Source organism: Alcaligenes sp. Marseille-Q7550 (genome assembly GCF_965112015.1).
This window is the reverse complement of the sequence record NZ_CBCOPU010000002.1, coordinates 1,433,374-1,453,177: the sequence shown is the minus strand read 5'-3', so window position 1 is coordinate 1,453,177 and position 19,804 is coordinate 1,433,374. Positions and strand designations below refer to the sequence as shown.

The following is a 19,804-nucleotide window of genomic DNA, read 5'->3' as shown; positions in this document are numbered from 1 at the left end:
TCTCTCTCTCTCTCTCTCTCTCTCTCTCTCTCTCTGGCCTGGAACCACATGAGCGGTTCGGCCATCACGGTCGAAAAGAGCATCACTTCCGCCGAACAATTGGGCGGACGCACCGTCGCCATCCCGTTCTGGTATTCCATCCACAATGTCGTGCTGCAGCACGTGCTCAAGGCCCACGGCCTGACGCCCGTGTCGCGCGGTTCGCAATCCGTGGCCGCCAAGGAGGTCAATCTGGTGGTGATGGCGCCGGCCGACATGCCGCCGGCCCTGGCTTCCGGCCGCATCGCCGGCTTCACCGTGGCCGAACCCTTCAATGCCATGGCCGAGACGCAGGGCGTGGGCCGCATCTTGCGCTTCACGGGCGACGTCTGGCGCGACCACGCCTGCTGCGTGGCCTTCATGCACGAGCACGACCTGGAACAGCGCCCGCAGTGGGCGCAGGGCGTGGTGGACGGCCTGGTGAAGGCGCAGGCCTGGATACGCGACAACCGCGCCGAGACGGCCCGGATCCTGTCGCGGGAAGGCGGCAACCGCTACACGCCGCACACCAGGGAAAATCTGCTGAAGGTTCTGGCGCCCGATCCGGCCGACCGCCGCCAGTACGTGGAGTCCGGCGTCATCCGCCATCCGGATTGGGACGACAAGCGCATCGACTTTCAGCCGTATCCCTTCCCCAGCTATACCGAAGAGCTGGTGGGCATGCTGCAGGGCACTCTGATCCAGGGCGAGCGCGGCTTCCTGGACAGCCTGACCCCGAAGCAGGTGGCGGCGGATCTGGTGGATGACCGCTTCGTGCGCGCCGCGGTCGAAAAACAGGGCGGCCTGGCGCGCTTCGGGTTGCCCGGCCAGTACACCCGTACGGAGACCATCGTCGCATGAGCGCGTCCGTATCCGCATCGGTCGAATCGCCAGCGAATCGCGGGCGCGCCGCGTCGTCGGGGCGGCGTCGGCTCCTGCATTCGACCCTGCGCTCGGCCGCCTGGGGGTTGGGCGGTCTGGCAGCGGGCGTGCTGCTGTGGTGGCTGGCCACGGCTTTCAGCGACAGCGCCTTGATGCGCCAGTTCGGCCCCGGCCAGGCGCTGGCCAGCCTGGCGGACATGCTGGGCTGGTCCGACACCTGGATGCACGTGGGCGCCAGCCTGCGGCGCATTTTCGTGGGCCTGGCCATCTCCCTGGGCGTGGGCGTGCCGGCCGGCCTGCTGCTGGGGCTTTCGGCGCGCGCCCACGCGGCGCTCACCCCGTTGTTCCAGTTCCTGCGCATGATCTCGCCCCTGTCCTGGATGCCCATTGCCGTCATGGCCTTCGGCATTGGCGATGCGCCGATTTATTTCCTGCTGGGCGTGGCCGGTGTCTGGCCCGTCCTGTTGAACACGGCCTCGGGCGTGCGTCACCTGATTCCGCGCTTGCTGATGCTGGGCCGCAGCCTGGCGGCCACCCGCCTGGAAACCTTGTTCCATCTGGTCCTGCCGGGCATCGTGGGTTCGGTGCTGACGGGCAGCCGCCTGGCCATCGGCGTACTGTGGATCGTGCTGGTGCCCTGCGAAATGCTGGGCGTGTCCGCCGGCCTGGGCTATCTGGTGCTGGATACGCGCGACCGCATGGCGTATTCGGAGTTGATGGCCGTCATCGTGCTGATCGGCTTGATCGGCTACGTGCTGGACAGCGCCCTGCGGGCCTTGTTCGCCGCCTTCGGGCAGAAGTAGGCGGCTAGAGCTGGGCGAGCGCCGTCGTGCGGCTGCGCACGTCCAGGGAAAAGCGCTGCTTGACGCGTTCGTTGGCGCCCATGCGACGATAGAAGGCGATGCCTGCCTGGTTGTCGGGCGGCGTCTGCCACTCGATCCAGCCTATCCCGCGTTCATGGGCGAAGGCGGCCAGGGTTGCGATCAGGTTCCTGCCTGTTCCCTGGCCGCGCATCTCGGGCTCCAGGTAGAGGCAATCCAGGTAGACGAAAGGCGCCGCGTGCCACGTGGAGCAGTCGATGGTCGCGCTCATGTAGCCGCCGAGCGCTCCGTCCTGTTCCACGACCCAGAGGAAGATCCTCGGCGGCTCGTCCAGGACCAGCTTGCGCAGTCTTTCCAGATCGACAGGCTCGGACAGGGGGGCGCCTTCGTAGGCGGCATGGTTTTCGATCAATTGGCCGAGCTGCTTGAAATCAGCATGAATGGCGGGACGAATCATTCAATGAGCTCCTGAGGGGCGATGACGAAAGAATGCCCAGCGGCGCCTGCGCATGCCCGTAGTCATGCGCAGGCGCCGTTTTGGATCCCGACCGTGCCGGCGAAGGCAAAGCCTGCGGCCATTCAAGGTCAGGCGGGTTCCAGGATGCCGTCTTTATGTATCGGGTGATGCTGGGGGCTGAGCAGGTCGATGAGCTCGCCATGCCAGGACAAGGTTGCGCCCAGGGTGGCGACCTTGCCGATGAGCAGGATGGAGGGACTCTTGAACTCGTGCTGCTGGGCATCGCGCGCAATATTGCGCAGCGTGGACAGCAGGGTGCGCTGTTCGGGCCGGGACCCGTTCTCCACCAGGGCGCAGGGCGTGTCGGCATCGCGGCCGCGCAGCAGCAGCTCTTCGCTGAAGCGCAGGATCTGCTGCAGGCCCATGTAGACGGCTACGGTCTGGGAGGGATCCAGCAGGGAGGTCCAGTCCTGGATGGCGTGGCCGCTCTGGCGGTGCGCCGTGACGAACTGCACGGATTGCGCATGGTCGCGGTGGGTCAGCGGGATGCCGCTGTAGGCGGCGCAGGCCAGGGCGGCGGTGATGCCCGGCACCACTTCGAAGGCCACGTCGTGCCTGGCCAGAAATTCCAGTTCCTCGCCGCCCCGTCCGAAGATGAAACCGTCGCCGCCTTTCAGGCGCACCACGGTGCGCCCGGCGCGGGCGTGTTCCACAAGCAAGGCATGAATGCGGGCTTGCGTTTGGTGATGGTCTTCGCCCAGCTGCTTGCCCACGAAAATGCGGGCGGCGTCGCGGCGGGCCAGCTCCAGCACCTGGTCCGACACCAGGCGGTCGTACAGGATGACGTCGGCGCGGTTCAGGGCGCGCAGGGCGTGCAGGGTCAGCAGCCCTGGATCGCCGGGCCCGGCTCCCACCAGGATGACGCGCCCCTGGCCGCCCTGGGCGGTCTCGGGGCCTTGCAGCGCGTGTTCCAGCGCCAGGCGGGCCTGTTCGTCCCGACGGCCGCGCAGGGCGGCGCCCACGGGGCCGTCCACCAGCCAATCGTAGAAGCGGCGTCGCGCGCCCAGTTCGGGCCGCGCGCGGCGTATGGCGCCGCGGTACTCATGGGCCAGGCGGGCCAGCGCCCCCAGGGAATGGTCCATCATGGTTTCCAATTGTTCGCGCACGCGGCGCGCCAGCATGGGCGCCGAGCCGGTGGATGAAATGGCGATGATCAGCGGCGAGCGGTCCACGATGGCTGGCACCTGGAAGCTGGAGAGCTCCGGATCGTCCACCACGTTGACCAGGATGCGGGCTTGCTGCGCGTCCTGCGCGATGCGCTGGTTGACAGGTCTGTCGTCCGTGGCGGCGATGATCAGCCAGGCGCCGTCCAGGTGGCGCGCCTGGTAGCGTTCGCGGTAGAGGACGATGCGTTCCTGCCGGGCCAGTTCCTGCAGCGCGTCCACGGCGTATGGCGCCACCACGCTGACGCGTGCGCCGGCCGCCAGCATCAGGCGCACCTTGCGTTCGGCGATCTCGCCTCCGCCTATGACCAGCACGGCGCGATGCCTCAGGTTGGCGAACAAGGGGAACAGAGTCATGATCAGGCCGGCTGCAATACCAGGGGAATCAGGCGGGCCGAGGGTTCGGCGACAACGCCCGCGCGCACCAGGAAGTCTCCGAAATGTTCGCCGGGCTGGCGTTCGGCGGCGAAGCGGCCGAACAGTTCGCCCAGGATGGCGAGGATCTCGGTTTCCGGGATGTTCTGGCGGTAGACGACATTCAGGCGTTCGCCGCTGAAGTTGGCGCCCAGCCGAAGGTCGTAGCGGCCCAGCGCGCGGCCCACCAGGGCGATCTCGCCCAGATAGGGGCGCGAGCAGCCGTTCGGACAGCCCGAGATGCGGAACACGATGCGTTCATCGCGCAGGCCGTGCTGTTCCAGCAGCGCTTCGAGCTTGGGCAGTAGCACGGGCGCGTAGCGTTCGCTCTCGGCCATGGCCAGGCCGCAGGTGGGCAAGGCCACGCAGGCGATGGTGCTGCTGCGTATGCCGCTTTGCGTCTGGTAGACGTCCAGCTTGTGTTCGGCCACCAGCTTGTCGATCCCGGCCTTGTCGCGCGCGGCCACGTCGGCAATGATCAGGTTCTGGTTGCACGTCAGGCGGAAGTGGCCCTTGTGCACCTGGGCGATGGCTCGCAGCCCGGACAGCCAGGGACCGTTTTCCGTGTCCATGAGACGGCCCGAGTCCACGCGCAGGCCCAGGTGCCAGCGTCCGTTGGCGCCCTTGACCCAGCCGAAGCGATCGCCGTTGTGATCGAAGTGGTAGGGACGCGAGGGCTCCAGCGTCTGGCCGCTGCGGCGCTGCACTTCCTCCAGGAACCAGTCCGCGCCCAGGCGGTCCACGGTGTACTTCAGGCGCGCATAGCGGCGTTCGTCCCGGTTGCCGTGATCGCGCTGGGTGGTGATGATGGCTTCGCACACGGCCAGCAATTGTTCGGGACGTACGAAACCGATGATGCTGCCCAGGCGCGGGTAGGTGGTGTCGTCGCCGTGCGTCGAGCCCATGCCGCCGCCGATGGCCACATTGAAGCCCAGGAGCCGGCCGTTCTCGATGATGGCGATCAGGCCGATGTCCTGCGCGAACACATCCACGTCGTTCAGGGGCGGCACGGCGATGCCGATCTTGAATTTGCGCGGCAGGTAGGTCTTGCCGTAGATGGGCTCGACCTCTTCGCCTTCCGTGGCTTCGTCGATCTTCTTGCCGTCCAGCCAGATCTCGGCATAGGCGTTGGTCTTGGGCAGGAAGGCGTCGGAGATCTTTTCGGCCCACTCCTGCACCAGGGCGTGCTGTTCGGACAGCAGCGGGTTGGCGGCGCTGACCACTTGTCGGTTCACGTCGCCGCAGGCGGCGATGGTGGTGGCCATGGCGTCGTGGATGGCGCGCAGCGTGGGCTTGAGGAAGGGCTTGCGCACGCCGTGCCACTGGAAGGTCTGGCGCGTGGTGATGCGCAGGCCGAACTGGGCCCAGTCGCGCGCGATCTTGTCAAAGGCCAGCCACTGCGGCGGGGTGACCACGCCGCCGGCCAGGCGGGCGCGGATCATGAAGCTGTAGGCGGGCTCCAGTTTCTGCTTGCGGCGCTCCTCGCGCAGGTCGCGGTCGTCCTGCTGATAGCTGCCGTGGAACTTCAGCAGCTTGTTGTCGTCTTCGCTGATCGCACCGGTAACGGGATCGGCCAGGCCCTGGGCGATGGTGCCGCGCAGGTAGCGGCTGTCCACCTTGAGTTGTTCTATGGGGGCGAGTTTCTTGTCGGTCATGTTCTTGCTTCAGTAAACGTCACGGGCGTAGCGGCCTTGGGCGGACAGCTCCTCCAGCCAGGCGCGGGCTTGCTCGGCGTCCAGTCCGCCTTGCTGGCGGGCGATGTCCTGCAGGGCCTGGTGCACGTCCTTGGCCATGCGGGCGGCATCGCCGCATACATAGATGTGCGCCCCGCCCTGGATCCAGGCGTAGACCTCGGCGGCTTTTTCCAGCAGCCGGTGCTGCACATAGATCTTTTCCTGCTGGTCGCGCGAGAAAGCCAGGTCCAGCTGGTGCAGCTGGCCGTCCTGCAGGGCGCGCTGCCATTCGGTCTGGTAGAGGAAATCGGAATGGAAATGCGGATTGCCGAAGAACAGCCAGTTGCGGCCTTCGCCGCCCTGGGCCGCGCGCTCCTGCACGAAGGCGCGGAACGGGGCCACGCCGGTGCCGGGGCCTATCATGATGACGTCGCGGCCAGGGTCCTCGGGCAGGCGGAAACGCGTGTTCGGGTCGATGAAGACCGGCACGGTGTCGCCCTCGGCCAGGCGCGCCAGGTAGTCGGAGGCCACGCCCCAGCGGTCCTGCTCGTTGAACTGGTATTGCACCTTGGCCACGGTCAGGTGGACTTCTTCGTCCACCTCGGACTGGCTCGACGCGATGGAGTACATGCGCGGGGCCAGGGGGCGCATGGCGGCGACCAGCTCGGCGGCGCTCCAGGCGGCGGGAAAGCGTTGCAGGACGTCCAGCACCTGATGCGTGCCCAGCAGCTCCTGCAGGGTCGGCAGGCCTTCGGGGCCGACAGCGGCCTGCAGGACGGGATCATTGTTGCGCTTGGCCAGTTCCGCCAGAAAGGGCTTGGTCAGCTGGGTCAGTTCCCGGTAGTGGCGCAGCCAGTCCTGCAGGCTGCGGCTGTTGTCCTGGATGGCGACCTGCTCCTGGGGATCCAGCTTCAGGGTCTGGATCACGGCCTGGACCAGGTTCTCGTTCTGGGTGGGCCATACGCCCAGCGCATCGCCGGGCTGGTACTTCAGGCCGCTGCCTTCGAGAGACAATTCGTAGTGGCGGATGTCGCGCGAGCTGCCGCGGCCCGTGATGGGCTGGCTTTGCAGCACCGTGGCCAGGAAGGGTTTTTCGCGTGTGTAGGCGTTGGCGCGCGACTGCGCGCCCAGCACCGTGACATTCCCGCCCGGTGCAGCCGCAGGTGCGGCTGCCTGGTAGTCCTTTTCGAGCAGCGCGAAAGCCTTGTCCTGCCAGGGGCCGGCCACGGTGGCGATGTCCAGGTCGGCCAGGCCGGTTTCCTGGATGCGCTCGGCGCCCAGGGCCTGCAGGCGCTGGTCGATCTTTTCGGCGATGCCGCAGAACAGCGGATAGCTGGAATCGCCCAGGCCCAGCACGCCGTACTTCAGCTTGGGCAGCTTGGGGGCGCGGGCGCCCGACAGGAATTCGAAAAAGGCGATGGAGTCGTCCGGCGGATCGCCTTCGCCCTGGGTGCTCATGATGATGTACAGCAGGCGCTCGTCCTTGAGTTCGCGCGTGGGATAGCGATCGGCGCGCAGCAGGCGCACCGGGATGCCGGCGGCTTCGCAGCGCTGCGCGAAGGCCTCGGCCACGTGCTGGGCGTTGCCGGTCTGGCTGCCGAAGACGATGGTGGCGGGCTTTTGGGACGGAGCGCTGGCGGCGGGCACCAGGGACAATTCGGGCGAGGGCGCCGCCTGTGCTTGCGCGCCGCCGTTGCGTACCTGGGCGACGCCGGCCAGGTAGCCGGACAGCCAATTGAGGGAAAACGGATCGAGCTCTTCGGCGATCTGCTGGATCAGGCCGCGGTTCGACTCGGAGAGACGGGACAGGGCGTGCATGCTAACACTCGGTTATAAGAATGGTTTGTCCCATTCTAAAGAGCGCCCTGTTAGTGGCGAACGATCCGATTCTTATTTGTTTATAAGCACTTCGGTTATTAAGGAGGGGGCATTGCGCCCCCTGGGCGTGCCTGCGTCGGTGTGGACGCAGGGCCTGAAACGCCCGGGCCTGTTCAGGCGGAATCGCGCGGCCGCAGCTCGCGGCGCAGGATCTTGCCCACGTTGGTGCGCGGCAGCTCCTCGCGAAACTCCACCTGGCGCGGCACTTTGTAGCCGGTCAGATTCTTGCGGCAGTGCGCAATGACCTCGGCTTCGGTCAGGGAAGGGCTGCGCCGTATGACGAACAGCTTGACCGCTTCGCCCGAACGCTCGTCGGGCACGCCGACGGCGGCCGCTTCGATGATGTCGGGGTGCTGTACGGCCACGGCCTCCACCTCGTTCGGATAGACGTTGAAGCCCGACACCAGGATCATGTCCTTCTTGCGGTCCAGTATGTAGACGTAACCTTGCTCGTCCATATAGCCCAGGTCGCCGGTGCGCAGGAAGCCGTCGCGGTCGAAGGCCTTGGCGGTTTCATCGGGTCGGTTCCAGTAGCCGGGCGTGACTTGGGGCCCTCGTATGCACAGTTAGCCGTTCTGGCCGGGCGGCAGGTCGTTCTGTTCTTCGTCGCGTATGCTCAGTTCGGTCGAGGGCACGGGCAGGCCGATGGAGCCGGTGAACTCCTGCTTGTCCAGGGGGTTGATGGTGGCGGCCGGCGAGGTTTCAGTCAGGCCGTAGGCCTGGGCCAGGGGTTTGCCGGTGGTCTGCAGCCAGCGTTGCGCCACGACTTCCTGCACGGCCATGCCTCCGCCCAGGGTGAAACGCAGGGATGAGAAATCCAGTTTGCGAAAGTCCGCATTGTTCAGCAGGGCGTTGAACAGGGTGTTCACGCCGGTGATGGCGGTGAAGCGGACCTTGCCCATTTCCTTGACCATGGCCGGTATGTCGCGCGCATTGACGATGAGCAGGTTCTGGGCGCCCAGGCGCAGGAACACCAGGCAGTTCGCGGTGAAGGCGAAGATGTGGTAGAGCGGCAGGGCGGTGACGATGCAGTCGATCTGGTCCTGTTTCAGGCAGGGCCGGACCCAGGCCAGCGCCTGGCACAGGTTGGAGACCAGATTGCCGTGCGTGAGGATCGCGCCCTTGGCCACGCCGGTGGTGCCGCCCGTGTATTGCAGGCAGGCGATATCGTCGTGATCCAGTTCCACGGGCGCGGGCAGGCGGGCGCGGCCTTGCGCCAGCGCCGTGTTGAAGGGGACGGCCTGCGGCAGGGGCCAGGGCGGCACGCCTTTCTTGACGTGGCGCACGATCTGGTTGACCAGCCAGCCTTTCAGCGCTCCGAGGCGGTCGCCCACGCCGGTGACGATGATGCGCTTGACAGGCGTGTCGTGCAGGACCTCCTGCAGGACGTGGGCGAAGTTCTCCGCAATGATGATGGTCTGCGCGCCGCTGTCCTGCAACTGGTGGCGCAGCTCCCGGGCCGTGTACAGGGGATTGGTGTTGACCACCGTCGCGCCGCAGCGCAGCACGCCGTAGAGGCTGATCGGATATTGCAGCAGATTGGGCATCATCAAGGCGACGCGGTCGCCTTTGCGCACGCCCTCGTGCTGCAGCCAGCCGGCCAGGGCCAGGGCATGCTGTTCCAGTTCACGATAGCTCATGCGCCGGCCCATGCTTATGTAGGCTGTGCGTTCGGCAAATTCGGCGCAGCTGCGCTCGAACACCGAGAGCAGGGAGGGATACTGCCGGGCCTGGTCCTCGATGGACTCAGGGACGGCCGGCGGGTAGTGTCGTAGCCAGATCTTGTCCATGGCGCGCTCCGGGCAGACGGGTCACGATTGGCCCAGCAGGGCTTTCTTCAGGGATTCCTGGGCGGGTTTCCTGCCCAGCCAGATCTTGAGCAGCGCCGGAGCCAGGTCGGGGTGGGAGACCCGTCCCAGCGGCTTCTGGTTGAATACGATCTGCACGCCCTGCGCGTCCATGTCCAATTGCACGAGATCGCCTTCCTTGGCCTGTCCGACTTCGCGCATGCGTTCCTCGAACTGGACCAGCGCGGGGTCCAGCTCCCGCCTTTCCTGTTCGTCCAGATTGTTGTTCACGCCTTCCTTGAGCGCGTCGATCAGGGTCTGCGCATCCAGGTCGCGCTTGAGCGTCAGGCGCATCTGGCGCGGGCGCCTGTCGTTGATGACCGCGTCGGCGTCCTGGGTGCGCGCGGCGGTGTACAGGGCGGCCACGTAGACGTCGAAGATGACTTTCTTGCGCAGGCCCGCGCCGTTCAGCGTCAGGGTCTGCGCGTCCACGGCGGCGGTCTCGGGCACGGTCACGCCGGCGACGGTGGCGGCCTGGGCGGCGGGCAGGCCCAGGCTCAGGGCTAGGACTAGGGCGGCACAGCGATGGGTGAACATGAGGCGGTCCTCCTGGGGAGTCAGCGTGATGTTGATTTCTGCCGGTAGAAGTCGGCGTCCGCGATGTACAGCGTGCGTTCCACAATGGTGTAGACCAGGCCTTGCGGGTCCTTGAGCTCGACCGTGAAGGTGGCCTCGGTTTCGTGATGCTGGTCCAGCTGGCGGCGTATGCCGTCCAGTTCCTGCAGGCTGACGCGAAAGTCCGCGTACAGGGTCTGGTAGCCGGGGCGGCGGTAGCGTATCTGCGCGGCCTTGTCCCAGACCACGACAGGGCGGCTCAGGCCGGCCATGAGCATGGCGGCGTGCACGCCGTCGGTGATGGCGAACAGGAAACCGCCGTACAGCGAGCCCACGATGTTGCGGGTGCGCCGGCGCAAGGGCAGGCGCACCACGATGTGCTGCAGGTCGGCCGATACCCGCTGGACCCGCCCGCCGGTGGCCCGGAAGGCGGGATGCCAGTTGAAGCCCAGCTGCAGCAGCCGCGAGCGCCAGCGCGGCGGCAGGCGCCGGAGCAGCTCCATGCGGCGGCTGCGTGCCATGACGCGTCCTTAGAAGCGGTAGCTGAACTGCACGCCCAGGATGTCCCCGCTGTTCTTGTAGGTCCCGCGCACCAGGCCGCGCTTGGCCAGGTCCGAATCATTGTTGATGTCGGTGTTCTTCAGGAACAGGTGGGTATAGCCGAAATCCAGGGTGGCGTTCTTGCTGGGCCGATATTGCGCGCCGATGGACACCCAGTAGCGGTCGCTGTCCGGCAGGGAGGTGGGCCGGTAGTTTTCGTCGCGCACGGGAGACTGGTCCCAGGCCACGCCGCCCTTCAGGGTCCATTGCTCGTTGTAATGGTAGTTGGCGCCCAGGGCGACGCGCCACGCATCCTTGAAGTTCAGTTTCAGGTCGGCGTTCTGGGCGCCTGCGCCGCTGTTCTCGATTTCCAGGTGAGGAATGCTGCTCCAGCCGGTCCAGGAGATGTCGGCCAGCAGTTGCCAGCGTGTGTTCAGGTCGTGCACGACGCTGAAGATGGCTGTGTCGGGCAGCTTGATGGTGGCTTCGGCGTCCCAGTTGAAGTTGGGGGCGGGTAGGCCGGGCGGAATGTTGCGGTTGCTCAGCTTGGTGGTGCCGTCCGGCGTGATCTTGACCTGCGAACGGTAGGACAGGCCCAGGCGGGTGCTGGGGGTGGCCTGGTACAGGATGCCGGCGTTCCAGCCCCAGGCCTCGCCCTTCATCTTGACGCGGGTGTCCAGGTCCAGGGGGCCGAGCAGGGGATGGAAGCCTGCCGGCGTGGCCAGGCGATAGTCGGCGTCGATGTGCATCCAGTTCACGCCCAGGCCCAGGGACAGCTGGTCATTGACCTTGTAGGCGACGGACGGATTGATGTTGATGGTCTCGATGGCGAATTTCTCGGAGTGGTAGCGGCCCACCCAGCCTTCCTCGTATTCGGTGGTCAGACCGAAGGGCGCGCCCACGCCCAGCCCCAACCACCACTGCGGATGTATCTGGTAGGACAGGTAGATGTTGGGCACAGCCGCCCATTTGCCGGCGTCCCCGCCTTCTCCGCCCGTGGCTGGACGGGGGACGCCGCCCGTCAGGCCCAGGGGCAGCGTGCTGCCGTCGTCGGAAAACTTGAATGTGGGCTTGATGGCGTTGAAGCCGGCGGAGAAGTTGCCGCCCGGCAGCTGGGTCATGCCCGCCGGGTTGAAATAGATGGTGCTGGCGTTGTCGGCAATGGCGGCCGACCCGGCATAGGCGTTGCCCAGGCCGCTGGCGTTCTGTTCCAGCAGGTTGAAGCCGGCGGCATGGACCTGGCTGGCGCCCAGCGCCATGAGCAGGGCGGGAATTGTTCGTAAAGCAACAACCGTCTTTTTCATGTGTCTTCTCCAGTTGGTATGTGCTGCTGGTGGCAGCGGCCGAGGGGCAGGTTTTAAAACGCCTGTTTGTTTTCTATGGTGCATGACCCCGGCCGTTCGGCGTATAGGTAGTTGTGCCAATCCGTGCTAAATGTGTTGTTTCCGTGCCGCTTTGTAATGCAGCGGACCGCCGCGAAACGGCGCGAAGCCCGTGCCGAAGATGACGCCCGCATCGGCCAGGTCCTCGTCGCCCACCACGCCGATATGCACCTGCTCCCGTGTCTTGGCGATCAGCGGCTGGATCAGGCGCTCGGCCAGGCCCGGCGGCACAGTGCCGGCGTGGGGCTTTTGCGCCTTGCCGTTTTTCCACGTGTAGAAGCCCTGGCCTGTCTTGCGGCCCAGTTCTCCTCGGTCCAGGCGCTGCCTCAGGCAGGCGGGCGGGACGGCCTCGCCGCTGAGCTGCACGCCCGCGTCGCGGGCGATGTCCAGTCCCACGGTGTCGGCCAGCTCCAGCGGCCCCATGGGCATGCCGAACTGCTCCATGGCCTTGTCCACGGTGGCAGGGGACAGGCCTTCGTCCACGCAGCGCATGGCCTCCAGCATGTAAGGCGCCAGCACGGCATTGACCAGGAAGCCGGGGTTGTCCTGCACCGGCAGGGGCAGCTTGCCGATCTGGTTCACGAAGGCGTAGGCGGCGCTGCGCACGTCCGGCGCCAGGTGCGCGCTTTCCACGACTTCCACCAGCGGCATGCGCGCCACGGGGTTGAAGAAGTGGATGCCCACCAGCCGGTCCGGCTGCAGCAGGCTGCGTCCCAGCTCGGTCAGGGACAGGCTGGAGGTGTTGGTGGCCAGGAAGGCTCCGGGCTTGAGCCGGGGTTCCAGGGCGGCGTACAGGGCGCGCTTGGCATCGGCGTTTTCGAAGATCGCTTCCAGCACGATGTCGGCCCTGGGCACGCCGTGGCCGTCGGGGTCGGGAATCAGCCGGTCCAGCGCGGCCTGGACCAGGCGGCGGTCCTTCAGGCGGCGCTGGAACAAGGCGGCGGCCCGGCCCTGAGCCTGGGCGATGCGTTCGCGGTCCTGGTCCTGCAGAGTGACGGTCATGCCCTTGAGCGCGCACAGCGCGGCGATGTCCCCGCCCATGACGCCCGCGCCCACCACATGCAGGCGGGCGATGTCCGGGTGAGCCGTACGCTTGCCTATGCCTTTCAGGCGTTCTTGCAGATGGAACACGCGCAACAGGTTCTGGGCCACGTCCGACTGGGTCAGGCGCTCGATCAGTTCGGGTGCCTGCAGGGCGTCGCCGTCGTGCTTTTCCCAGACTTCCAGGATGGCGCGCGGCGCCAGGTAATGCTGATACGGGTCGCGCCGATCGATCTGCTTGCGGATCTGGCGGGCCACCAGGGGGCGCAGCCATTTCTGGTTGAGCAGGGCGGCGGCGCCGCGCGCCTTGCGCTCGGGCTTGCCGCTGAGCACCTGCTGGGCGGCGGCCTGCATGGCCAGCCGCGTGGGCACGAGCGCGTCGGCCAGTCCCAGGCGCACGGCCTTGCGCGCGTCCACGCTCTTGCCGCTGAGCATCAGGTCCATGGCGGCCGCCGGCCCGATCAGGCGCGGCAGCCGCCTCATGCCGCCCCAGCCGGGAAAGATGCCCAGCATGACCTCGGGCAGCGCCAGGCGCGTGTCGGGCTGGTCCACGACCAGTCTATAGCGGCAGGCCAGGGCCAGTTCCAGGCCGCCGCCCAGGCAGTGGCCCTGTATCAGGGCGAGCGTCGGGTAGGGCTGTTTGGCCAGCTTGTTGAACAGGCGCCAGCCCCGCGTGACCAGGGCTTGCCCTTTCTCCGCGTTGTCCAGCTCGGCGAATTCGTCGATGTCGGCGCCGGCGACGAAGCCGGCGGATTTGCCCGAATAGATCACCAGGCCCTTGGGCGGATGGCCGTTCAGGTAGTCCAGCGCCCGCGCCAGCTCCTGGAGCACGTCCGCGGACAGCCGGTTCACGGTGCTGCCGGCGCAGTCGATCTTCAGCCAGGCGATGTGCTGTTCGTCCGTGTACAGGGTGAAGTTCTGCAGTTCGAGCGTGAGGACCGGGGTCATGATTGGACTCCTTGCAGCGATTCGATCAGCATGGCGCCGCCCTGGCCGCCGCCGATGCAGATGGCGGCCAGCCCCAGGCGCAGATTGCGCCGGCGCAGCGCGTTCAGGCAGTGCAGCACGATGCGGGCGCCCGAGGCGCCCACCGGATGGCCGATGGCGATGGCTCCGCCGTCCACATTGAGCCTGTCCAGGTCCAGCAGGCCCAGGGCGTCGCGGCCCAGGTGCTGGCGGCACCAATCCTGGTCGTTCCAGGCGGCCCGGCAGGCCAGCACCTGGGCGGCGAAGGCTTCATTGATCTCCCACAGGTCTGGCGCGTTCAATCCGAGCCGGTTGCGCTCCAGGATGGGCGTGGCGGCAAAGACCGGGCCCAGGCCCATGGTGGCCGGGTCCAGCCCGGCCCACTGCACGTCCATGATGCGGCCCAGGGGTTCGAGCTGGTGCTCGCGCACGGCCGCTTCGCTGGCCAGGATGAGCAGGGCCGCGCCGTCGGTGACCTGGGAGCTGTTGCCGGCGGTGACGTTGCCCCAGGGCGGATCGAATACGGGCCGCAGCTTGGCCAGCTTTTCGGGCGTGGAGTCGGCGCGCACGCCGTCGTCCTGGGGGTAGTTCCTGCCGCGCGCATCGGTCAGGGGCACGATCTCCCCGAAGACGCCGTCCTGCTGGGCCTGCAGCGCCAGACGGTGGCTGCGGGCGGCATAGTCATCCATGTCCTGGCGGCTGATGTCGAACTGGTGGGCCAGGTTCTCCGCGGTCTGTCCCATGGACAGGCCGTCCACCGGGTCGGTCAGGCCCTTGAGCAGGCCGATGACCGGCTTGAGGTAGCGCGGGCGCAAGCCGCGCAGGGCCTTGAGGCGCGCGCCCAGGCTGCGCGCCTTGTTCCAGCCGGCCAGCCAGCGGACCATGTCGTCGCTGAGCAGCACGGGCGCGCGCGACAGCGCATCCACGCCGCCGGCCAGCACCAGGTCGGAGCGGCCGGTCTGGATGGACTGGATGGCCGAATCCAGCGCCTGCATGCCCGAGGCGCAGTTGCGCATGACGGTCCAGCCCGGCACGCGGTGCCCCGCGCCCAGCCGCAGGGCCACCACGCGGCCGATATTGGTTTCGTCGGCGGAAGGCGCGGCGCAGCCCAGGATGACTTCGCTCAGCTGGGGCGCGGTGAAGCGCTGGCGCAGCAGCAGTTCGCGACCGGTCTGCAAGGCCAGGTCGCCGGCCGAAAAGGGGCCGGGCGCGTTGCGTGCTTTCAGGAAGGGACTGCGCGCGCCATCGATGATGTAGACAGGCTCGAAACTCATGGCTGGCTTCCTCGTTCATCGTGTCGGGGGGCGGCGGGCTCCGGGCGCAGGTCAAAAGGGAAGTCGTCGACGGCGATCACCCGATCCCGCAAGGCATTGCGAGCCTTAACCATATCGTATTCCTGGGCGGTGATGCCACCGGCCTGGAAGACGGCCTCGGCCAGGTCGCGCACATTGGCCCTGGGATCGGCTTCCAGCCGCCCGCTTTTCTCGAACTGGCGGATCTTGGCGTCGATGTCGCGCGTGTTCAACGTGGCCTGCAGGGCGGCTTCGATGGCGCCTACCGGGTCCTGGTCGTTGGCCGGCAGGTAGACGTCATAGGTCAGGCGGTCGCGCGTGGCGCCGGCTTGCGTCAGCAGCTTGGCCACGGCGTGGTCCAGCCTGTCGTCCGGCCCAAGGCGGCGCGTGCCCAGGGGAAAGACCAGCACGCGCAGGATCCAGGCGAGCGGTCGGTTGGGGAAGTTGCGCAGCACGCCGTCCAGGGCCTGCTGGGTGCGCTGCAGGGCGTCCTGGGCGGCCCAGTGGGCCAGGGGGGCGTCATCCTGTTGCTGGCCTTCGTCGTGGAAGCGCTTGAGCACGGCGCTGAGCAGGTAAAGCTGCGAGAGCGCATCGCCCAGGCGCGAGGACAGGCGCTCGCGCATTTTCAGCGAACCGCCCAGCACCAGCATGGAGGCGTCGGCCAGCAGGGCGAAGGCGGCGCTGTAGCGGCTGGCCTGGCTGTAGTAGGAGCGCATGGCGCCGGCCGTCCCGCGCGGCGCGCGCAGCAGGCGCCAGCCGCCCAGGCCCAGCCACAGCGAGCGGCCGGTGTTGGCCAGCGTGTAGCGCACGTGGGCCCAGAAGGCGCCGTCGAACTTGTCCAGGCCGGCTTCGCGATCGGGATCCAGCGCGGCCTTCATTTCGTCCAGGATGTAGGGGTGGCAGCGGATGGCGCCCTGGCCGAAGATGATCAGGCTGCGCGTCAGGATGTTGGCCCCCTCCACCGTGATGCCCACTGGCAACTGCTGGTAGGCGCGGCCCAGGAAGTTGGACGGGCCCAGGCAGATGCCCTTGCCGCCTATCACGTCCATGCCGTCGTTGACCACGATGCGGCCGCGTTCGGTGATGTGGTACTTGACGATGGCCGAGACCACGGAGGGCTTCTCGCCCAGGTCCACGGCGGCCGCCGTCATGGTGCGGGCGGCGTCCATGGCGTAGGTATGGCCGGCCATGCGCGCCAGGGCTTCTTCCACCCCTTCGAACTTGCCGATGGGGCTGCGGAACTGCGTGCGCACGGCGGCGTAGCCGCCCACGGCGCGGCTGGTCAGCTTGGCCATGCCGGTGAAGGAGGCGGGCAGCGAGATGGAGCGGCCGGCGGCCAGGCATTCCATCAGCATGCGCCAGCCCTGGCCGGCCATGGCGGGGCCGCCGATGATGAATTCCAGCGGCATGAAGACATCCTTGCCGCGCGTGGGCCCGTTCATGAACATGGCGTTCAGCGGGAAATGGCGCCGGCCGGTCTGCACGCCGGGATGGTCGCTGGGCACCAGCGCGCAGGTGATGCCTATGTCTTTTTCCCCGCCCAGCAGGCCGTCCGGGTCATACAGGCGAAAGGCCAGGCCCAGCAGCGTGCACACGGGCGCCAGCGTGATGTAGCGCTTGTCCCAGGTGACCTTCATGCCCAGCACTTCCTGGCCTTGCCACTGGCCCTTGCAGACGATGCCCGCGTCGGGGATGGAGGCGGCGTCCGAGCCGGCCCAGGGGCTGGTCAGCGCAAAGGCGGGGATGTCGCGCCCGTCCGCCAGGCGCGGCAGGTAGTGCTGCTTCTGTTCAGGGGTGCCGTAGTGCAGCAGCAGCTCGGCCGGTCCCAGGGAGTTGGGCACCATGACGGATACGGACAGGGCGGAATTGCGCGTGGACAGCTTGGCCACCACGGCCGAGTGGGCCTGCGCGGAAAAGCCGCGCCCGCCATATTCCTTGGGGATGATCAGGCTGAAGAAGCGGTTCCGCTTCAGGTAGTCCCACACGGCCGGCGGCAGGTCGAAGTCTTCCTGGCTCAGCTTCCAATCGTCGACCATGGCGCACACGGCCTCCACTTCCGTGTCCAGGAACTGGCGCTCTTCGTCCGTGAGCCGGTAGGCCGGATAGGCGGACAGCCTGTTCCAGTCGGGCTTGCCGCGGAACAGTTCGCTTTCCCACCAGACCGTGCCGGCCTCCAGCGCGTCGCGCTCGGTCTGGGACATGGAGGGCCGCCCGCGGGAAAAGGCCCGGTAGATGGGGCGGCTCAGCCATTTGATGCGCAGTTCCCGGTTCTTCAGGACGTAGGCGCAGCCAAGCAGGATCAGGATCAACAGCAAAGTCAGAAACATAGGGACTCCGGCTAGCTCTGGTTGGAGGGTGGAGCCGCCGCCCGGCGTCAGGCGGAGGGCGAGGTCGGCAGGGGGGCGCGCAGGCCGCCCAGCAGAAAGCTCATCAGGCGTTCCTGCAGTTGCTGGCCGCCGTCCTGCGCGTCATTCAGGGGCAGCTGCAGGGCTCGGCGCAGCGATTGCGTGGCCATCAGGGCGTAGGAGGTGGCGCCCAGCATGAAATGAAAGCGCCAGATGATTTCTTCCTCGGGCACGATGGGCAGGGCTTCCAGCAGGGCCTGCTTGAAAGGCAGGAAGATGGCGACCTGTTCGTCCCAGCAGATGGACTGGATGAAGTCCTGGGGCGCGGGCCGGTCGCCGCTGGGCAAGGGAATGAAGGAGCGGTTCGGCCCGTCGCCCGAGCCGGCCAGCCGGATCATCGGGCCGAAGAAGGCGTCCACCACCTGCGAGGCCTTCAACGGGCCTGACCCCGCCAGTTTGCGGTAATGGGCCAGCTTTTCCAGGCGCTCCTGGTTGATGACGTTGAGGCGGCGCTGGAATACCGCCTGGGTCAGGCCGTCCTTGCTGCCGAAGTGATAATTCACGGCGGACAGATTGACGCGCGCTTGCGCCGTGATCTGGCGCATGGAGGTGTTTTCGTGAGCGTGCAGCGCGAACAGTTGCTCGGCTGCATCGAGTATGGCGGACCGGGTCCGATCGGAACGTTTCGCCGTCACGCCTTGATTCAAACGCTTGTTTGAATATGCTAGCGGGTGTGCGCTGAAAGTGCAGTAGGGATTGCCCCTAGCCTGTATGGCCAGGGGCAGGCGGTTCAGATCTGCGTGACGAACTTGGTGACCAGGTAGCCGTCGAAGGTTTCGGCGACGCCCTCGCTGCCGATGCCGCTGTCCTTGACTCCGCCAAAGGGGGTTTCGGGCAGGGAGCTGCCGAAATGGTTGATGTTGACCATGCCCGATTCCAGTTCATTGGCCAGCTGGTGCGCGGCCTGCAGAGACTGGGTGAAGGCGTAGGCGGACAGGCCGAAGGGCAGGCTGTTGGCGCGCCGGATGGCCTCGTCCAGATCCGTGTAGCGGGTCAGCGGCGCGATCGGGCCGAAGGGCTCCTCGGTCATCAGCATGGCATGGTCAGGCAGGTCGGTGACCACCGTGGGCGAGAAGAAGAAGCCGTCGCGCTCCAGGCGCTCGCCGCCCAGGATCACCTTGCCGCCCAGCTGGCGCGCATTGTCCACGAATTGCTTCATGACGGGTACGCGGCGTTCGTGCGCCAGCGGGCCCATCTGCGTGTCCGGGTCCAGTCCGTCGCCCACGCGCACGCTGGCCAGTTCCTCCGTGAAGCGCTGTTCGAAGGCGTCGTAGATGTCGTCATGGATGTAGAAGCGGGTGGGCGAGATGCAGACCTGGCCGGCGTTGCGGATCTTGAAGCGGGCCAGTTGGCGGGCGGCGCGCTCCACATCGGCGTCGGGCAGCACCAGCACGGGGGAATGCCCGCCCAGCTCCATGGTGATGCGTTTCATGTGGGCGCCGGCCAGCGCGGCCAGCTGCTTGCCCACGGGCACCGAGCCGGTGAAGGAGACCTTGCGCACGATGGGCGAACGGATCAGGTAGTCCGACACTTCCTGCGGCACGCCCCAGACGATGTTGAGCACGCCGGGCGGCAGGCCCGCGTCATGGAAGGCCTGGGCGATGGCCATGACGGCGCTGGGGGAATCCTCGGGGCCTTTCAGGATGATGGTGCAGCCGGCGCCGATGGCGGCGCAGATCTTGCGGATGGCCTGGTTGTAGGGGAAGTTCCAGGGCGTGAAGGCGGCGCACACGCCGATGGGCTCGCGCAGCACCATCTGGCGCACCTTGGGATTGCGCGGGCTGATGATGCGGCCGTAGATGCGGCGGCATTCCTCGGCGTGCCAGTCGGCATGATCCGCGCAGGACATGATCTCGCCTACCGATTCGGCCAGCGGCTTGCCCTGGTCCAGCGTCAGGTTGCGGCCGATTTCCTGGGCGCGTTCGCGGGACAATTCGGCCACCTTGCGCAGGATGGCGCTGCGATCCATGGGGGAGCTGTGGCGCCAGCTCTGGAAAGCGGCCTGCGCGGCTGCCAGGGCGGCGTCCAGATCCGCCTGGCCGGCCAGGGGCAGCTGGCCCAGGGTCGCGCCGCTGGCGGGGTTGATGACGGGCTGGGTCTTGCGACCCTGGCCGTCCAGAAACTCACCATTGATATACAGGTGCAGGTCGGGATACATGTCGTCTCCTACTTGATGTTGACGATAGCATAAGGAAAAAGAATGGAATGGGACGGGCGGACCGTGAAGTTTTGCAAACTTCGCGATTTATTTATAAAACTTAGTATTGTTTTCGTACAATTTTGAAATTGTTGGACACTGGTTTTTTGCAAATCGTGTTGCATATGTTTTTATAGTCGTGCAGTGTCTCTGTGTGAACGTCCTGAATGAGGGTTAAAGGCTGTCCATGGGCTTCTTGAAGCTAAGACAAAA

At 66.8% G+C, this 19,804-nt stretch carries 14 protein-coding genes and 1 pseudogene; 2 read left to right on the top strand and 13 right to left on the bottom strand.

The window, feature by feature from the left end; all coding sequences use genetic code 11:
* Window positions 1-48: 48 nt before the first annotated feature.
* The gene (locus ACWPWO_RS16330) at window positions 49-879 is read left to right on the top strand and encodes an ABC transporter substrate-binding protein (RefSeq protein WP_454007444.1); all 831 of its coding nucleotides are present in this window, start codon (window positions 49-51) and stop codon (window positions 877-879) included.
* Complete coding sequence (locus tag ACWPWO_RS16325; RefSeq protein WP_454007443.1) at window positions 876-1,703, top strand: ABC transporter permease; 828 nt, start codon at window positions 876-878, stop codon at window positions 1,701-1,703. Before ACWPWO_RS16330 ends, ACWPWO_RS16325 begins: the two co-directional genes overlap by 4 nt.
* 4 nt (window positions 1,704-1,707) lie before the next feature.
* Here the strand turns inward: ACWPWO_RS16325 and ACWPWO_RS16320 are convergent, their stop codons facing one another.
* The 13 genes and pseudogenes from ACWPWO_RS16320 to ACWPWO_RS16260 form a co-directional block, all read right to left on the bottom strand.
* Window positions 1,708-2,178, bottom strand: a complete 471-nt coding sequence (locus ACWPWO_RS16320; RefSeq protein WP_454007442.1) for an N-acetyltransferase family protein — start codon at window positions 2,176-2,178, stop codon at window positions 1,708-1,710.
* A gap of 128 nt (window positions 2,179-2,306) precedes the next feature.
* Window positions 2,307-3,758 carry a siroheme synthase CysG gene (gene cysG, locus ACWPWO_RS16315; RefSeq protein WP_454007441.1) on the bottom strand — a complete coding sequence of 484 codons (1,452 nt, stop codon included), beginning with the start codon at window positions 3,756-3,758 and terminating at the stop codon, window positions 2,307-2,309.
* A gap of 2 nt (window positions 3,759-3,760) precedes the next feature.
* Window positions 3,761-5,470 carry an assimilatory sulfite reductase (NADPH) hemoprotein subunit gene (gene cysI / locus ACWPWO_RS16310; protein WP_454007440.1) on the bottom strand — a complete coding sequence of 570 codons (1,710 nt, stop codon included), beginning with the start codon at window positions 5,468-5,470 and terminating at the stop codon, window positions 3,761-3,763.
* 9 nt (window positions 5,471-5,479) lie between these two features.
* Window positions 5,480-7,306, bottom strand: a complete 1,827-nt coding sequence (locus ACWPWO_RS16305) for an assimilatory sulfite reductase (NADPH) flavoprotein subunit (protein WP_454007439.1) — start codon at window positions 7,304-7,306, stop codon at window positions 5,480-5,482.
* A 173-nt stretch (window positions 7,307-7,479) separates the two neighbouring features.
* A pseudogene (locus tag ACWPWO_RS16300) lies at window positions 7,480-9,156 on the bottom strand (AMP-binding protein).
* Window positions 9,157-9,177: 21 nt separating this feature from the next.
* Window positions 9,178-9,750, bottom strand: coding sequence for a chalcone isomerase family protein (locus ACWPWO_RS16295; protein WP_454007438.1), 573 nt, complete (start codon window positions 9,748-9,750; stop codon window positions 9,178-9,180).
* Between the two features lie 20 nt (window positions 9,751-9,770).
* Complete coding sequence (locus tag ACWPWO_RS16290; RefSeq protein ID WP_454007437.1) at window positions 9,771-10,289, bottom strand: PaaI family thioesterase; 519 nt, start codon at window positions 10,287-10,289, stop codon at window positions 9,771-9,773.
* Between the two features lie 9 nt (window positions 10,290-10,298).
* Window positions 10,299-11,612, bottom strand: a complete 1,314-nt coding sequence (locus tag ACWPWO_RS16285; RefSeq protein ID WP_454007436.1) for an OmpP1/FadL family transporter — start codon at window positions 11,610-11,612, stop codon at window positions 10,299-10,301.
* 126 nt (window positions 11,613-11,738) lie between these two features.
* Window positions 11,739-13,679, bottom strand: a complete 1,941-nt coding sequence (locus ACWPWO_RS16280; protein ID WP_454007435.1) for a 3-hydroxyacyl-CoA dehydrogenase NAD-binding domain-containing protein — start codon at window positions 13,677-13,679, stop codon at window positions 11,739-11,741.
* Entirely contained in the window at window positions 13,676-14,971 is a 1,296-nt protein-coding gene (locus ACWPWO_RS16275; RefSeq protein WP_454007434.1) for an acetyl-CoA C-acetyltransferase, read from the bottom strand. Before ACWPWO_RS16275 ends, ACWPWO_RS16280 begins: the two co-directional genes overlap by 4 nt.
* Window positions 14,968-17,316, bottom strand: a complete 2,349-nt coding sequence (locus ACWPWO_RS16270; RefSeq protein ID WP_454007433.1) for an acyl-CoA dehydrogenase — start codon at window positions 17,314-17,316, stop codon at window positions 14,968-14,970. Before ACWPWO_RS16270 ends, ACWPWO_RS16275 begins: the two co-directional genes overlap by 4 nt.
* A gap of 47 nt (window positions 17,317-17,363) precedes the next feature.
* Window positions 17,364-18,029, bottom strand: coding sequence for a TetR/AcrR family transcriptional regulator (locus tag ACWPWO_RS16265; RefSeq protein ID WP_454007432.1), 666 nt, complete (start codon window positions 18,027-18,029; stop codon window positions 17,364-17,366).
* A gap of 95 nt (window positions 18,030-18,124) precedes the next feature.
* Entirely contained in the window at window positions 18,125-19,552 is a 1,428-nt protein-coding gene (locus tag ACWPWO_RS16260) for an NAD-dependent succinate-semialdehyde dehydrogenase (RefSeq protein ID WP_454007431.1), read from the bottom strand.
* Window positions 19,553-19,804 lie beyond the last annotated feature (252 nt).

What these genes read in the sequence shown, in the direction of transcription:
- ACWPWO_RS16330 (WP_454007444.1), top strand. Translation starts at nt 49, where the DNA reads ATGAGCGGTTCGGCCATCACGGTCGAAAAGAGCATCACTTCCGCCGAA.
- ACWPWO_RS16325 (WP_454007443.1), top strand. Translation starts at nt 876, where the DNA reads ATGAGCGCGTCCGTATCCGCATCGGTCGAATCGCCAGCGAATCGCGGG.
- ACWPWO_RS16320 (WP_454007442.1), bottom strand. Translation starts at nt 2,178, where the DNA reads ATGATTCGTCCCGCCATTCATGCTGATTTCAAGCAGCTCGGCCAATTG.
- cysG (WP_454007441.1), bottom strand. Translation starts at nt 3,758, where the DNA reads ATGACTCTGTTCCCCTTGTTCGCCAACCTGAGGCATCGCGCCGTGCTG.
- cysI (WP_454007440.1), bottom strand. Translation starts at nt 5,470, where the DNA reads ATGACCGACAAGAAACTCGCCCCCATAGAACAACTCAAGGTGGACAGC.
- ACWPWO_RS16305 (WP_454007439.1), bottom strand. Translation starts at nt 7,306, where the DNA reads ATGCACGCCCTGTCCCGTCTCTCCGAGTCGAACCGCGGCCTGATCCAG.
- ACWPWO_RS16295 (WP_454007438.1), bottom strand. Translation starts at nt 9,750, where the DNA reads ATGTTCACCCATCGCTGTGCCGCCCTAGTCCTAGCCCTGAGCCTGGGC.
- ACWPWO_RS16290 (WP_454007437.1), bottom strand. Translation starts at nt 10,289, where the DNA reads ATGGCACGCAGCCGCCGCATGGAGCTGCTCCGGCGCCTGCCGCCGCGC.
- ACWPWO_RS16285 (WP_454007436.1), bottom strand. Translation starts at nt 11,612, where the DNA reads ATGAAAAAGACGGTTGTTGCTTTACGAACAATTCCCGCCCTGCTCATG.
- ACWPWO_RS16280 (WP_454007435.1), bottom strand. Translation starts at nt 13,679, where the DNA reads ATGACCCCGGTCCTCACGCTCGAACTGCAGAACTTCACCCTGTACACG.
- ACWPWO_RS16275 (WP_454007434.1), bottom strand. Translation starts at nt 14,971, where the DNA reads ATGAGTTTCGAGCCTGTCTACATCATCGATGGCGCGCGCAGTCCCTTC.
- ACWPWO_RS16270 (WP_454007433.1), bottom strand. Translation starts at nt 17,316, where the DNA reads ATGTTTCTGACTTTGCTGTTGATCCTGATCCTGCTTGGCTGCGCCTAC.
- ACWPWO_RS16260 (WP_454007431.1), bottom strand. Translation starts at nt 19,552, where the DNA reads ATGTATCCCGACCTGCACCTGTATATCAATGGTGAGTTTCTGGACGGC.